Origin of the sequence: uncultured Candidatus Kuenenia sp. (assembly GCF_900696675.1) — a bacterium.
Taxonomy (GTDB): Bacteria; Planctomycetota; Brocadiia; order Brocadiales; family Brocadiaceae; genus Kuenenia; species Kuenenia stuttgartiensis_A.
In genome coordinates this window covers 1-14,889 of record NZ_CAADGZ010000083.1, presented here as the reverse complement: position 1 = coordinate 14,889, position 14,889 = coordinate 1, and the positions used below count along the sequence as shown (strand labels likewise).

General features: G+C 41.0%; 10 protein-coding genes and 1 pseudogene. 3 read left to right on the top strand and 8 right to left on the bottom strand.

Going from position 1 to position 14,889, the window contains the following annotated elements; genetic code table 11:
- Nucleotides 1–237: hypothetical protein (locus QZT26_RS12095; protein WP_295102422.1), on the top strand; the 237-nt coding region annotated here is incomplete at its 5' end.
- Nucleotides 238–456: 219 nt separating this feature from the next.
- Here QZT26_RS12095 and QZT26_RS12090 read toward each other — a convergent pair.
- Complete coding sequence (locus QZT26_RS12090; RefSeq protein WP_099324599.1) at nucleotides 457–825, bottom strand: DUF2294 domain-containing protein; 369 nt, start codon at nucleotides 823–825, stop codon at nucleotides 457–459.
- Between the two features lie 174 nt (nucleotides 826–999).
- Nucleotides 1,000–3,321 (bottom strand): type I DNA topoisomerase, encoded by a 2,322-nt coding sequence (gene topA, locus QZT26_RS12085; RefSeq protein ID WP_099324600.1) that lies wholly within the window; start codon nucleotides 3,319–3,321, stop codon nucleotides 1,000–1,002.
- A 342-nt stretch (nucleotides 3,322–3,663) separates the two neighbouring features.
- Here topA and rpsT point away from each other — a divergent pair, with 342 nt between their 5' ends.
- Nucleotides 3,664–3,948, top strand: a complete 285-nt coding sequence (gene rpsT, locus QZT26_RS12080) for a 30S ribosomal protein S20 (RefSeq protein WP_099324601.1) — start codon at nucleotides 3,664–3,666, stop codon at nucleotides 3,946–3,948.
- A 268-nt stretch (nucleotides 3,949–4,216) separates the two neighbouring features.
- Here rpsT and QZT26_RS12075 read toward each other — a convergent pair whose 3' ends face one another.
- The 6 genes and pseudogenes from QZT26_RS12075 to QZT26_RS12050 form a co-directional block, all read right to left on the bottom strand.
- Nucleotides 4,217–6,343, bottom strand: a complete 2,127-nt coding sequence (locus QZT26_RS12075; RefSeq protein ID WP_295102418.1) for a BatA domain-containing protein — start codon at nucleotides 6,341–6,343, stop codon at nucleotides 4,217–4,219.
- Between the two features lie 100 nt (nucleotides 6,344–6,443).
- On the bottom strand, nucleotides 6,444–6,857 hold the full coding sequence (locus QZT26_RS12070; RefSeq protein ID WP_099324603.1) for a PIN domain-containing protein: 414 nt from the start codon (nucleotides 6,855–6,857) through the stop codon (nucleotides 6,444–6,446).
- Complete coding sequence (locus tag QZT26_RS12065) at nucleotides 6,835–7,050, bottom strand: type II toxin-antitoxin system VapB family antitoxin (protein WP_157820424.1); 216 nt, start codon at nucleotides 7,048–7,050, stop codon at nucleotides 6,835–6,837. The genes QZT26_RS12070 and QZT26_RS12065 overlap by 23 nt, the downstream gene beginning before the upstream one ends.
- Before the next feature lie 329 nt (nucleotides 7,051–7,379).
- The gene (locus tag QZT26_RS12060; RefSeq protein ID WP_295102413.1) at nucleotides 7,380–12,215 is read right to left on the bottom strand and encodes a glycosyltransferase; all 4,836 of its coding nucleotides are present in this window, start codon (nucleotides 12,213–12,215) and stop codon (nucleotides 7,380–7,382) included.
- Between the two features lie 276 nt (nucleotides 12,216–12,491).
- Nucleotides 12,492–13,484, bottom strand: a pseudogene (locus tag QZT26_RS12055) (Rpn family recombination-promoting nuclease/putative transposase).
- A gap of 306 nt (nucleotides 13,485–13,790) precedes the next feature.
- A complete protein-coding gene (locus QZT26_RS12050) occupies nucleotides 13,791–14,156 on the bottom strand; it encodes a hypothetical protein (protein ID WP_099324607.1) in 366 nt (121 codons plus the stop codon).
- A gap of 321 nt (nucleotides 14,157–14,477) precedes the next feature.
- Between QZT26_RS12050 and QZT26_RS12045 the strand changes: the two genes are divergently transcribed.
- Complete coding sequence (locus QZT26_RS12045) at nucleotides 14,478–14,819, top strand: hypothetical protein (protein WP_295102410.1); 342 nt, start codon at nucleotides 14,478–14,480, stop codon at nucleotides 14,817–14,819.
- The last annotated feature ends 70 nt before the right edge of the window (nucleotides 14,820–14,889 follow it).

Here is a 14,889-nt window from a genome sequence, read left to right as displayed (position 1 = left end):
GGCGAAGCATTTGCCTGCGTACAGTATAACTCCTTCAACATAGCGGGGTTGGCGTATGTACAGCATTTTACGTCTCTCTCTTATATGCAGGCAAATGCTTCGCCCCTACCCAGAATGTTTTTCGAAAAACAGATTTATTCGACTATATTTGCCTGTCTTAATTTAAATATCGCAGGTAGAGAAACAAAAAAAGCCGCACAACGATATTGCTTTGTCATTGTGCGGCCTATCCATTGACAGACGATAAAAAAAATCGCCCCTCAAGTTTCTGCCCCGAAATCGGCTTAAAAGTATACTGATGCTATATGAAAATTCTATGAAGTCAAGAAAAAATAATAGCGCCAAAATGGAATATCCCTTTACGAATTTTATTATGGGCAGGCATGGTCACAAAGGCGTTTTGCGGCAGGTGGAAAAACCCGTTTTTCTCTTGAAATTATCGTGTTGCACTTCTTTTTACTCCAGCTTTGGCGGAGAATCGAGGGTAAATAAAACAACTTTTTCTCCTGTTCTGGTGCTGATATCGGTATGTAAGCTTATTGTTTTTTGATTTGTAATGGATTCCACAACAGCTTCCAAAAGCGGCCGCCCTTTTTCCAACAAGGCAATTCTCATCTGTTTTATCAATGTTCTTCCATTGGCAATATCTACGGGATTGGCAAGCTGGTACTCTGCTTTTGTAAGAACGCCTTTTAGCCTGACCAAAACCAAGTCATCAACAATATAGGTTTTTGCTTCCAATGGTCCCCTACCCATGTATTCTTTTTCGAATTTAATGATCGCTTCACTAATTTCAGCCTCTATTTGCCCTTTGGTTTTTTTCATAATACTTCTTTATTAAAAAGGTAAAAATATCAATACTCGTAAAATTATTTACGAAGTACGACTTACGGCTTACGATTTGGGATTTGGGATTTGGGATTTTAAATCGTACCTCGTAAATCGTACATCGTATCCTGTAATGTTTTCCCAAAACAGATTTATCTCTGGCGATATGCCTTATTTATTTGAACTGTCTGTTTCATTTTCACTTGTTGGTTCTTCGCCGGCAATAGGCAGCTCCTTTGAAATATAATCACAATCAGGGTATTTGCTGCATCCGAAGAATATGCCGCCTTTTTTTGAATAACGCTGTATTAAGTCTCCACCGCATTCATCTCTTGGGCATTTTATACCCGTAGGGAGGGATTTTATATTTCTGCATTTGGGATAGCCGGAGCATCCCATAAATCTACCTTTTTTGCTGAACCGGATGACCATCGGACTTCCACATTTTTCACATTTTTCGTTTGTTGGCTCAACCTTTGTGGTTTCTCCCGTCAGAGATTTTGTGTTTTTACAATTAGGATATGCCGAACAAGCCATGAATTTACCATGGCGACTGGTTTTAATAATCATAGGGCTACCACATTTTTCACAAGCCTGATCAGACGTCTCCGGAGGCGCTGCCTCCCCTTTTTCGTCTAATGGCATCGTATTTTTACATTCCGGAAATGCGGAACAACCAAAGAATTTCCCATGCCTTCCCCATCTGATTACCATGGGTTTACTGCATAGATTACAAATCCGGTCGCTTTCCTCCGGGGTTCCTTTTACGCTTTTCATTTCACCAATAGCTTTTTCCAAATCAATCTTAAAGGGTTCGTAAAACTCCTTCAGCACGGTCAGCCAATCAATTTTTTTTTCCTCAATCTTATCCAATTCATCTTCCATGTGTGACGTAAAATTTACATCCATTATTTTTTGAAAATGTTCTATCAGTTTTTCGGTAACCAATATCCCCAGTTCGGTTGCATAAAAAGCGCGTTTCTCCTGTTTCACATATCCGCGGTCCTGAATAGTTGAAATAATCGTGGCATAGGTACTTGGCCTTCCTATCCCCATTTTTTCGAGAGTCTTTACCAGAGACGCTTCTGAATAACGCGGCGGAGGCTGGGTAAAGTGTTGTGTTGGCAAAAGTTGTATTAATTCAAGAACATGGTCTTTCTCCAGTGGAGGCAGTATTTGCTCCTCCCGGTCAACTTCGTGCCCGGAAATAAGTGTATGCCCGTCAAATAAGAGTTCCCTGCCCCTTGTCTTAAAAATATACCGGTTGGAAGTGATTTCCACGTCAGTAATCGCATACAGCGCCGGTTTCATTTGGCTTGCAACGAATCTCTTCCATATAAGTTCATACAGTTTATGCTGGTCCTTTGTAAGAAACTGCTTTATGGATTCAGGGGTATATTCCAGATATGTCGGCCTTACTGCCTCATGTGCGCCCTGGGTGCCCTTTTTATTAGAGGCATATATATTGGGTTTTTCAGGGAGATAGTCTTTCCCGTAATTGCTTTCGATAAAATTTCTACATGACGTTAATGCATGGTCTGATACATGAAAAGAATCTGTCCTCATATAGGTGATTAATCCCGCAGGACCATCAGCGCCAACATCAATGCCCTCATAAAGTTGTTGCGCAATCAACATGGTCTTTTTTGCGCTGAATTGCAAACGAGTAGATGCCTGTTGTTGTAAAAGGCTTGTAGTAAATGGCGGGGGCGCATTATTGCGTTTTGTTTGTTTCTTTATGTTTGTGATAATAAATGATGCATTCTGCAGTTTTTCGGTAATTTCCTTTGCCTGCTGTTCATTTTTTATTTCTATATTTTTGTCTTCTAATTTTTGCAGAAGGGCTTTGAAGGGTTTTATGTCGTCAGATTTTTTATCCCCGGAGATGGTCTTTAACTCTGCGGTTATTTTCCAATATTCATGGGGTTTAAATTCGTTGATTTCTTTCTCACGTTCTACGATAAGTCTGACTGCAACGGATTGAACACGGCCTGCGCTTAATCTTTTAGCAATTTTTTTCCACAGGAGAGGGCTTATTTTATAGCCAACAATGCGGTCAAGTATTCTTCGGGCCTGTTGCGCATTTACCTTTTCCATATTGATAGGGCCATATTGTTTAAAGGCTTCCTGGATAGCGTCTTTTGTAATTTCGTTAAAGGTAACGCGGCGTATTTTTTCAGGGGGGATATCCAACACCTTGTACAAGTGCCACGCAATCGCTTCTCCCTCACGGTCAAGATCGGAGGCTAAATAAACCGTGCTGGCTTTTTTGGAATCGCTGATTAATTCCTTAATTAATTTTTCTCTACTGGGAATTACTTTATATTCCGGGGTAAAGTCGTTTTCAATATCTACGGAGAGTTTTTTCGCAGGAAGGTCCCGTACGTGACCCATGGAGGATTTCACGAAGAAAGAAGCATCGAGGAACTTACTTATGGTTTTAGCTTTCGCAGGCGATTCAACGATTACCAGGTTTGTTTTAGACTTGGCCATTAGGATACCTCTGAAAATAAGAAAAATTTAAACAGGATGAACAATTTGTGTCAAGATATTTTTACATCGTTATACATTATCGTTCTTTTTGCAGGTTTTTTCGGAAATTTAATGGTAAAACGCATGCTTAACAGAGATCAGAGATCAGAGGTCGGCGGTCTGAAGCCTGGTGTCTGACTTCTGACTTCTAATCTCCGGCTTTTGCAATCCTATTTGTTTGACTACACATTTTCCAGTGTTTTACTATTGACATTATGTTATGAGTTAAATAAAGTATATTCCTGTGAAAATCAAAATAATTTATTTTTCTTTCGTATTTAAGTTAAGAATAGGGAGGGTGTAATGCCAACAACAAGCTCTGCAAAAAAAAGACTGCGGCAGGATGAGACTCGCAATTTAATTAACAAGTCAAGGAAAACCGCGTTAAAGACCCAGGTAAAAAAGTTTTTAACGGCATTACAAAGCAAGGATATTCAGGCCGCCGAAGCTGAATATAGCCTGACCGTAAAGAAAATGGACAAAGGCGCGGCAAAAGGCATTTTGCATAAAAACAATGCAAGCAGAAAAAAGTCTCGTTTTGCAAAAAAACTAAACGATTTAAAAGCATCTGCAAAACAAGATGGTTAACCGGGGTAATAAACAACGAAAGTTGCAGGCCAGAAACAAACAAGGATGAAGGCTGAGGGATAAATTTGAGAATTGCCCTACTCTTTCCAAATTCATCCTTCATTCTTTTCTTCCATAAGATGCATTCGTTTAGAATTTCAAATCATTTTGTCATTAGCATTTGTTTCGGATTTCACTATTAAATACCTTGCCAAAAATGCAAAGAAATTTTTGCGAAGGATTAATGCTTGCCCTATCATTGGCTGGCTGGTGCGGTTATTGTTACCCATCATTTTCTGGAAACAAATGATTCCGCCACAAGAATGCCGAGCGCGAGCAACAAGAGAACGCCCCAGAGGGTCGTTTTCGCTTCACCCCGAACCACTTCACGCCGCTCGCCTGAACTGGAAGACCTTACCATCACATTCGTTTCTCCCATAAGCGCGGTAATCTCTTTTTCACTGATCTTTTCAAGATTGGATTCTGATGCGTCAACATTTACCGGGAAGTAAAAAAGGTTCTGCTGTTGCGATGTATCATTGATAAGAAACGAATACACGCCCGGCAAATGGGTTTCATGATAAACAAAATATTTTTCATTATTAATCACTTGTGGCGGTAAAAGGGTTTTTACCCCCCCGGGATTGGTTATTTCCAAATTGCCGACATCGTATGGGGCTGGAAATTGCCAGTTTTGCTCCACAAGAATTTCTTGTTTGGTTTCACCTGTAGTACTGCCTGATATATACCGGCAAAGCTGCTGAATAAGAGGGACAAAAAGAGGTTTTACCGGTAGGTCTGTCCAATCTCTGTCGATAGAGGAGGCAATGAGCGCCACTCTTCCCTTGCCAACCTGCCTTTCAACAATGGCAGGAGTATTGTCGGAAAAGGAAAGCACCGTTTTCGCTCCTTCTAATGGGGCGGGCTCTACATAAAAAACCTGATGAAAGCTGACCGATGTCAACATATTAATATTCGTTTCGGATAGAAAACGCATTGCCGGATGCATTACCCCGGATATCTTTAGACTAAGCGGCTGTTCCTCGGTAATCAGTACATTCCCGGTAAAGATTTTTTTTGTGTAAAGCCGGTGCGGAAGCAGCGCCTCAAATGAATTGTTGTAATAACTGCCTTCTACCTTATCGCCGAGTGAAAAAACGACCGCCCCGCCGTCTTTTACAAATCTTTCCAACTCCTCGATCTTTTCATAGGGCAGCATTTCAACATTACACAAAAAGACGATGTCAAAATCTTCAAATACCATACCCTCCACTTCGTGTATTGAACAAATGACCGGCTTGAGCGAGGAAACGTGTCCACGCGCCGGGTTTAAGGCTTTTTCCAGATAAAATGTTTCGCTTTCATAGATATTTGTTTTGGGGTCTCCGTCAATTAACAACACATCAAGTTTTTGTTCCTCATTGATGGCAAAATATCGTTTATTATCAGCGATTAAATTATCTTCGGGTATTTCAATCCAGCCAAAGTGGTTGCCCTTCTCCACCTTGAAGCTAAATTCTTTTACTTCCTGAGAATACGCCTCAATATTGAAAAATCCCTGTACCACTTTTTTTTGGTCTACATATACCTGCGCTAACAGATTTTTTATTTTTACCGGCGAATAATTAGAAACTGTTGCCTTAAAATACACGTCTCCGCTCTTATTGAACACATTGTTTTGAAATTCCAGTCCCGTAACAGCAATATTCCCGTAGTCCTTTCCTTCCGACACATTTATTATGTGAACGCCGGTGATATTATTTTGCAATTTTTGCTGCCCGTCATGAAACCATTTAAGGTCCCAACCATTTCGTGTTAAATCGGTAATAATAAATATCTGTTTAATGGGCGTTTCATCGGACATTAATATTTCAATTGCCCTGTCCAGGGCGGACGTAATATGTGTGGTTGAATACCCGGGGCGTAAATTTTCGATGACAGTAAGGAGGTTTTCTTTATCATATTCAAGTTCAGGCACAATCATTGAATTTGCCAGCGAACAGCCAATGACGGCCGCCTTATCATCCTTCGTTAATTGCCCGATAATATTCCTTGCCGTATTTTTGGCAGCATGGAAAAGGGGCTTGCCTTTTTCCGCATATTGCATACTGCAAGAATCATCAACAATGATAACATTACTGGTGGGATTTTTTCCGTCGTTACCGCCGCCAATATTTTTGACAAAGGGTCTGGCAAGTGCCATGGCAAGAAAGGCAAACAAACATGCCCGTAGAATAAGGAGTATCAACTGCCGGAGTTTGAACTTTACATAGATACGTTTATTGGATTGGAGTAAGAAATCTATCGCCGCGAATCTGTGGGATATCGCCTTCTTTTTATTGAAGAGGTGGATGATAACAGGTATACAAGCGCCCAGGACGCCAAATAATAAAAGCGGATTGAGAAAGGAAATCATTCAAAAATTTTACCATATGCTCCGGAGAAAATGAAGGAGAAAAGCATTGAATGCTTTTTATCGGAAGGGTTTAAGGTTAATATTATTCATCATTTCATTCTTAAACAGCCAAATATCTGAAATCCAATACTTCATTTATCAGCTTAAAATCCTTTTCATTCTTTGTCACCAGAATAGCTCCAATGTCTCTTACTGATACAGCAATAAGGATATCGGCAAGAAGATTGCGAATTCTTAAGGAATCAATCTTTTTGTCTCTTCTTAATTTCAGCATTACATCTCCTGTGGCATACCATTGTTTTTCACTTACGCTTATTACTGTGAAATTTTTTTTTATCTGTTCGATGAGCTTTTGTTCCTTTTTGTCAAAAGACCCCGAAAGCAATTCCATCAAAACTATAGCGCTGAATGTGATGTGATAATACTTATTCAGATTTATAAATATATCCTGAACAGTACCTTTCCTGAAATGCTCAATGAGAAAAGATGTATCAAGAACTGCTTTTTGCCTCATTTAGTCCCTCGAAATAAAACTTACCGCCTGTTCGTTCAATAAACTTTCTCATCTTTTCCTGGTAGATAACCTCGGAGAGCGCTGTTTCTATAGCCTCCGTTTCTGTCTTCGTTTTCAGTATCTTTTGTGCGTCCTTAATCAGATTTTCATCCAGCCTGAAATGTTTTGCAACTTTTTTTATTACATTCTGCATAATGTACCCCCTGCTATAATAGCGGAAAAATCGCAGCATTAAAAGACATGTATACAATTTATAATAATGTGGCTACAATGTCAAATACAATGTGAGAGCATGGGGGGTGCGGATTAAGGCAACATCCAGGCCCGTGCTAAACAATATTCACATATTCAGTTGTCCAAAAAACTTTTCGACATGCAACTTCTATACAATATATAATGTAGGGGGCGAAGCATTTGCTATAAATTGACATAAATGCGTTCATACCCAAACGGGCAAATGCTTCGCCCCCTACTTTTTAAAAAAACTAAATTGTTACGGTTCCATTGGTATAAAGTACAACCTTAAGAAAGAAGCTTCGCTACCTTTTCAAGATTTTGTCGTGCCTCTTTATAGCCGGCATCTATCGCTAATGCCTTTTCAAAACAGCGCCTTGCTTCGCCGTGCATCTTTTTCTTGTAATAGAGTACGCCTAAATTATTGAACACAGAGGCTTCTTTGCCGTTTAACTCAATAGCCTTTTTAAGAATTGAAATCGCCTCATCCGGTTTATCAATGCTCGCATAAACAAGACCAAGATTATTATATGCATCGAAAAAAACGGGATGGTATTCTATGGCTCTTTTATAGGCGTCAATGGACTCCTGATATGCACCTTTCTGAAATAACCCATCTGCCTTGTTCAATAATTCCATCTCTCCAGAAATACTGGATGTTTGGCGACAGAGGTTGTCTTTGGTATAACGAAGTACAGGTACTTTTCTCAAATATTCGATACGTTCTTTGATTTTATTTGCCGACATTTCCCATGTCCAATTGTTACGGATATCAGGGCTAATTTCTTTCCCCAGTGTTCGTATTTCCCCGGGATGTTCATAGGCGTAACGCATCTTTGCCTTCAGGTCATTAATATCGACCTCGTAAAACCACAGATTGTCAACCGTTGGCCTGTTTCCCACCCTCTTCTCTTTTGATATCTTTTTGTTTGCCTGTACCAACAGACTGTTGTTTTCATTGCAGAAGTCGAGGCAGGCGCCGCCATTCGTAACAATTGCCGGTATGCCGCACGCCATTGCCTCTAAAATCGGCAAACCGAACCCCTCCCCGCGGTATGGATGGACGAAGGCATTGCAGGCGGTATATAGCCCGACGATTTCATCTTCGGACAGTATTTTCTCAATGTATTCAACCTCAGGGACCCCTTTCGCCTGTCGTATCCTTTCGATTTCTTCCCGGAAGGTTTGGCCTGCGTAAAACGAGTTTCCCCCCATATCCTTTATGATAAGGCAGACGTCATCCGAATCCTTAAATGTTTCGAGATATGCCTGCAGGAGTAGGTCGATGCCTTTTCGATAGATCGTGCCGCCTACAAATAAGAATCTGAATTTCTTCTTTGTTGTCAATTGATACGGTTTCGCATCCGGATGAAACCTTTCAGGATTAATGCCGTTTGGTATAACAACAACCCTTTCGGCAGGAACGCCGCTTTCAATATAGACCTGTCGAACATACTTGCTGGGTACCCACATCTCATCTACTTGTGCTGAAAATACCCGTACCCATTCTTCAGGCAGGCTGCCAAATTCCCACGGTTGAATAATTACCCAGTGTCCTTCCTGTGGAGGGGTAAGGTTTGGCGGCCAATGGTGTCGGACGTGAATATCGATCTTGCCGGTAAGCGGTTTGTTAATACACTCAGCAAGCGCTTTAAAACGAGGGTCAGCCTCAGTACCGAACTGATCGGGTTCGTAAGGGAGCAAAGAAACTTCGTAGCCGTCCCTGATAAGTTGTAAACAGAGTTCCCTGTTAATAAGCGCCAGGGAGTGAGTGACAAACTGCGAGCCTTCCCAGACAATGCCAGGTTTGCCCGCAGCCGCTTTACCGGAATCACGTTTTATTACAACCCCATTCCATTCCTCAACATACTCTGGCAAGACACGATGGGGGTCATCCAATACGAGCCTTATTGGTTTTTTCTTACTCACTAGATTGCGGATAATCGTTTGTTCATAATCTTCATTTGGTGAAATCCCGGCCTCAACAGTTTCCAATGATGGCTGCCATTTTAATTTTTTAGGTGAATCATTCATCATTTTTTTAAATGCATCAACGATCACTTCCGGCAGTAAGTTGTTCATACATTCTATATTACATTTGGTTCTCCAGTAACATGAGAGACACGGGAGTGCTTCATTTCGTATTGGAGTAAAACATTCAGTTGCAGGATTACCTAACAGTTCAGGGCTTGTAAGGCCGCATATTAAAAGTGTTGGTTTGCAGCAAAAATTGTGTCCGATGTGGAAAAATGCGCTATCGATGGTTATGAATGCATTACAATGTGAAGAAATGGCGATCTGATTTCTTAAAGAAATCTGGCGGGACGTACAGTCATAAACGAGAGGATTTTCCTTAGCAAGAGGATCCTTCCCGAACAGGATAAACCGTGCCCCGTCAAATTGCCTGCTCAACAGCGAGATTACCTTTTCCCCGTGGGGATAACTTCTCTTGATATCCTTATCAGTGGTAAAATGAAGGCCAATGAGCATGCCGCCTGGCGGTGAAAATGTCCTTACCTCCTTTTGCGCCCATTCTCGTTCTTCCGGTGTGATGGTATATATGATTCCCCTTTGTCCAAGCCTGACGTCTGCAATGTTTGCCATGATGTCCATTAGGCCTATGCCGTTGTAATATTCAGGCAGGTTGGCAATAACGTTATTGTAATCGATTATAATGTCGGTTTTTGGGACGGAAATTTTATTGGCAATATCCGGCACAAAGGCGGAGACGGCCTGATGTCCACGAAATACGGCTTCTACAACATGATTTCCTGACAAATAAATCCGGATATGGGGATATCTTTTCTTTATCTCCATGACGATAGCAGTCAGATACAAGGCGTCCCCTATAGCGGGAGCACACCGGATTAGAAGCGTGGATGCGCGTTCGTAGTTCCGATTCCAGAACTGCTCATTGAAAGAGGATTTGAATTGGTTCAACCTTTTCATACACTTTTCGGCCTTCAGGTAAGTAATTATATTTTGGATTGTACCGGTCAGCATTGTTTTGGAAAAGGCTGCCTCTATTTTTTTGCGGGCTGCCTCACCCATCCTCCGGCAGAGATCCCGGTCTCTGAAAAGCGTCATTACATAGTTCGCGAATTCATCCTCGTTTGCCGCTATGAAACCGTTGACGCCATGTTCTATCGGCGAGCTTGCCGCTATATTTGCAAGAGCTATCGCAGGCACCCCGTATGCCATAGACTCCACAATCTTTATCTGCTGTCCGGTGCCCCCGATAAGCGGGCAGATGGTAAATGGCGTATGCAGATACAATGATGAGACGTCATCAACAAACCCTCTCGAACGGATGCCAGTGGTTGATGGTATCTGTTTTGAGCCGTCGCCTGTTATTTGCAATTCAAATTGCGGTTCATTCTTCAACAACCGGGGCAGTATTTTCATCGCGAAAAAGGCATACCCCTGCATATTAAAGAGATTGTCACCGATAGCAAAAAGGGGTGAGCCGGAATACGTATTATTCAGGCGCTGCGGCTCATAAGCCATAGGTATATAAAACGGCTTTGTTTGTCCCGTATTGGCCTTTATGCAATTGCGCTCAAATACAGAAAGTGCAATTGTGCCGTCAAACAGGTCATAATATTTGTATTCAGATTCATCCGCTGATAACTGCCGTTTGCTAAAGTAGTCTATATTGGCAATTTGTTCATAATTCTGGTTTTTGAAATCCACCAAAAGGGCATCGGCCATTTTCCTGTTGAGAGTCACAAGGTCATGAACCTCTATCAGTTTTATACGTGACGAAAAGGCGGTATTCCTTACAAGACCGGCATAATATGAATAGTTGACCCAGACAACATCAGGATCGAATGAACGGCATACCTCGCTCAATGCATGGCATAAACCCGGTGGTGTAAATATGCCCGATTCGACAAAATTCTTTTTCAGCGCCTTCTTTTCTTCGATGTATTTCTTATCACTGGCTGTACCGTCATACAGAAACAGTTGTATACGCCGTTTCCTCATTTCGGAAACAAGTTGTTCAGGCCATTCATTGTCAGGATAGATCTTTGTAGCGAACAGGGTAATATCGTAGTTCATACTGTAGAACGCCTCGACAATGGAAAGAGTACGACGATGCGCTCCGGTTCTGGGCGGAAACGGATTATGAGGCAAAAAGATCAACACCTTCCCGTTCCGTTTTTCATGACTCTTGAACGGCCATATCCGCAGGTGTCTTCTTCCAAGCCATTTTCTGTCAGCGGTAACAGGACGCATCCCCGTTTCCCGCAGGGGAGGGTCCTGAAGCGTAAGGGCGTCTTTCCACTTTTCAACAAACTTAATCCTGTTGATTTCAAGATATTTTTTGAAACCGGAAGAAGTATCGTCTCCTGCGGTTATTGATTCATGATGTATAACAACCGAATTGGGTGCATACATAACGGTATATCCTTTTTCCCTTGCCGCAAAGCACAAATCGGTTTCTTCATAATAGGCAGGACTATACCGAGAGTCCATTCCCCCGATATTTTCAAATAGCTCCTTTCGTACAAGCAGGCATGCCCCGGAACAATAGTCAACCTCACAGGCATCATTGAAACCCTCTCCGTACGGATTGCCTCCGCGCCCGAAGTTTGAGCCGCTGCCGTCACTGAATATAATGCCCCCGGCTTCCTGCAAACGTCCGTCAGGATATACAAGTTTTGATCCCACAATCCCAATTTTGCTGTCGGATGTTGCGAGTTTTACCATCGATTCCAGCCAGCCTGGTTGTGGTTCAGTATCGTTGTTAAGAAACACCAGATAATTGCCTTTGGCAATCTTTGCACCCTGATTGCAGGCACTAGTGAAGCCCATGTTTTCCTGATTAGTAATGACCTCCAGCTTATTTATCATGCGCTTTAAAAACTCCGGAGTTTCATCAGAGGATGCATTATCTACTACAATAATCTCAGAGATATCACCGGGAGTATTTTTGAATAACGCTTCAAGACATTTCTTTGTATATTCGACTTTATTGAAAACCGGTATGATAATGGAGGCGATAACGCCGGATTTATTGCCTTGCGGGGAATGACACCTTATTGACTTTTTATCATTCTGATGGAGTGAAACGGATGAAGAATTCATGAGAACCTTTTCGTTTTCATTGTTATTTGTCATGGAATTTGCTGTAACACTTTAGTTTTTTGAAAAATTCCAGGGAAAAATGATAACCCCAAAGGGGTAATATGATTATAGAAAACACAGTAAAACCACGCCTAATCCCGAAGGGATGACATAATCGCCACGGTTAGGTGTTTTATGAAAGGTAACACAGATAAAATTATATCACCCCTTCGGGGTTAATTACGGGTTTTTCGCATAATTTCTATAATCATTTCATCCCTTCGGGATTATTGGGATTTTTCAAAGAACTAAAATGTTACCTTTTTCTTGTTAGAGCAGTTTTTCAATTTCTTCCAAATTCTTCGATATTTTCACCGCTTCCTTTATTGACTCCAGCTTCTCTATCGCTGCTATTTTCCCGATACGCTTCAGAAGCCTTAGACCTTCAACTCCGTACTTTAGTTCCAAACCTATCTCTATCGCCTCTATCAGACCCTCCATCCTCCCCTTCCTCTCACCTTCCGCTCTGCCTTCCATCCTACCGGCTATTTTGCCCTTTTCTATTAATCTGGCTGCTATTGTCATGCTTAATCTACCTCCTTCTTCCGATATCTCTTTTAGGGTATCTATTACCCTTTCTTCCTCTATATCCGACGCATAGTACAAATACCTGATCACACTTTCCAGAAACTTTAACCCTTCACCCTCTTCAAAATACTGCCTCCCTATTTCAAAGAATCCCTTTAGCTTGTCTTCCAGAACCGTATCATTATATATGTTCCTCATTAATAACATGGATATTTGAAGGGATGCCCTTCTAAATACCTTGTCCTTTATTTCCTCGTTACTGTAGAAACTCAGATCAGTCAGCAGATATTCAAATTCCGGTATAAACTTGTGGAATACCTCGTCTATCCCTTCAAAATAGTCTCTGAACCTTCTGACTTTCCACTTTTCTTTACCGTGATACAATATCACCGGAATTACCGGTATGAGCCTTTGCGCCTACTTGCTATTTGCTTCCCATATCTTTAAAAGGTATTTCATCAACTGCAGATATGGACATGGTACGGCATAACTCTTATGCTCGAATAAAAGGGTTATCCGGAGTTCTTTGTCTTTACAGAAACAGGTGTATACAATGTCTGAAAAATGTTCTTTGAGTTCTTCGTCGATATATGAATTATTATCCTGCGTTAAAGTAGCTAAATCCAGCTTTTTTAAAATTTCAGGAGGAAACGTACCGCTAAGAAAATCGATTGCATTCTCCCGTATGGAAAATGTCTCTTTGAAGAATTTGTCGTGTGGGTTGAAAACCTCCATAAAAGTAACCCCCTTAGTTTTTTCTGTAAAAGCCATTTTGCCACATGGATATCATCTCCTTTTCTATGCTTGCCTGTCTTGCCATTGTTTCACATTACACATATCATGTAAATATTGTCAATAGTCCAGATGTGACCCCATTCTACCATGAGAGTAAAATACCACAAGCAGGATGCTTGTGGTACAATGTACAATTAGTTAACAAAAAATCGGGAATGCCCCTCCCCATTCTTAAGAAATGTTGCGTACCCAATAGGGAAAGGAAAAGCCTGATGTACCGACTTTGATCATGTGGAAAACTTTTATTTATTTCAAAGTAACTGATGCTACCGTAATGCGATTCTTCCCATGTTCATCCTGAATGTGTACGTTTATTATTTGTTTTTTGATATCCGGGTATAATTCAAGTTTTCTTTTTATCAATAAACGAAGGTCTTCTTCCACTGCTTTCAACATATCTTTTCCATTGGCAGGATTGAGCCTTTTCCATTCCTTCAGATATTTCTCTATTGCCTCTTCTCGTTTCTGTTCATTTAAGCAGGCTATGTTCCATGCGGTAGCAGCGCTATTTAAGAGTTGTTGCTTATGCTCAATATCTTCACCCAGCGAGAGGTATTCCCTTGCAAAATGCTCTACCATTTCAGAAATCTTTTCTTTTTTTCCTTCCTTCAATTTTTCCCCCTCTGTTTATGACTAACCGTTATCTGTTCCCCTTGGTTTTCCCTTGTTCTCTATAAGCCTTCAAGCCTTCAAAAATTGTAACAATTTAGCTTTTTGAAAATATGTTGCAGTTTAGTTTTGGGTGGCACGGACAAACGGAGTTTGTCCGTGCCACCCATATTGAGCTAAAATATGTGTATCAATTTTCAAAAAACTAAAGTGTTACCAAAAATTCATCCTGTCAGCATACTCATTTACCATCCCTGCATTAAATACTTCTTCTTTTCATAGGTATCAAGCACTAAAGCACAATCTTCCCAATGAATGGGCTTAATGGTTGTTCTTAGCCATTCAGCGCTTGCAACATTCAAAAAATGGTTTTACAGATTTGACGCTGAAGAATGTGGCAGACAAATTGAGGAAGACATCCTTGCCTGGAAACTGGACAAATTAGCCGAAAAATCTATTGGAGATCAACATGGGGCAGGAGTAAAGAAACAAAATGTTTTTAACCTAAATCCTGCAAACGATTTTCGCAATGCGAAAATCAGTATTTTCCACTACCAAGATTGGCAAAAAGCGATAACAGATATCCGTTTTTTAGCAATTGTGGTAGCGTTATTGTACTACTTTAAACAAAAAGACATGGGAAATTGTCGGAAACGTGCTCTCTGATGCAATGAAAATCAAGATAGGGATGTACTGTCTCCATCTGCGGTATACTTACCACTCTCAAAAGACTAAA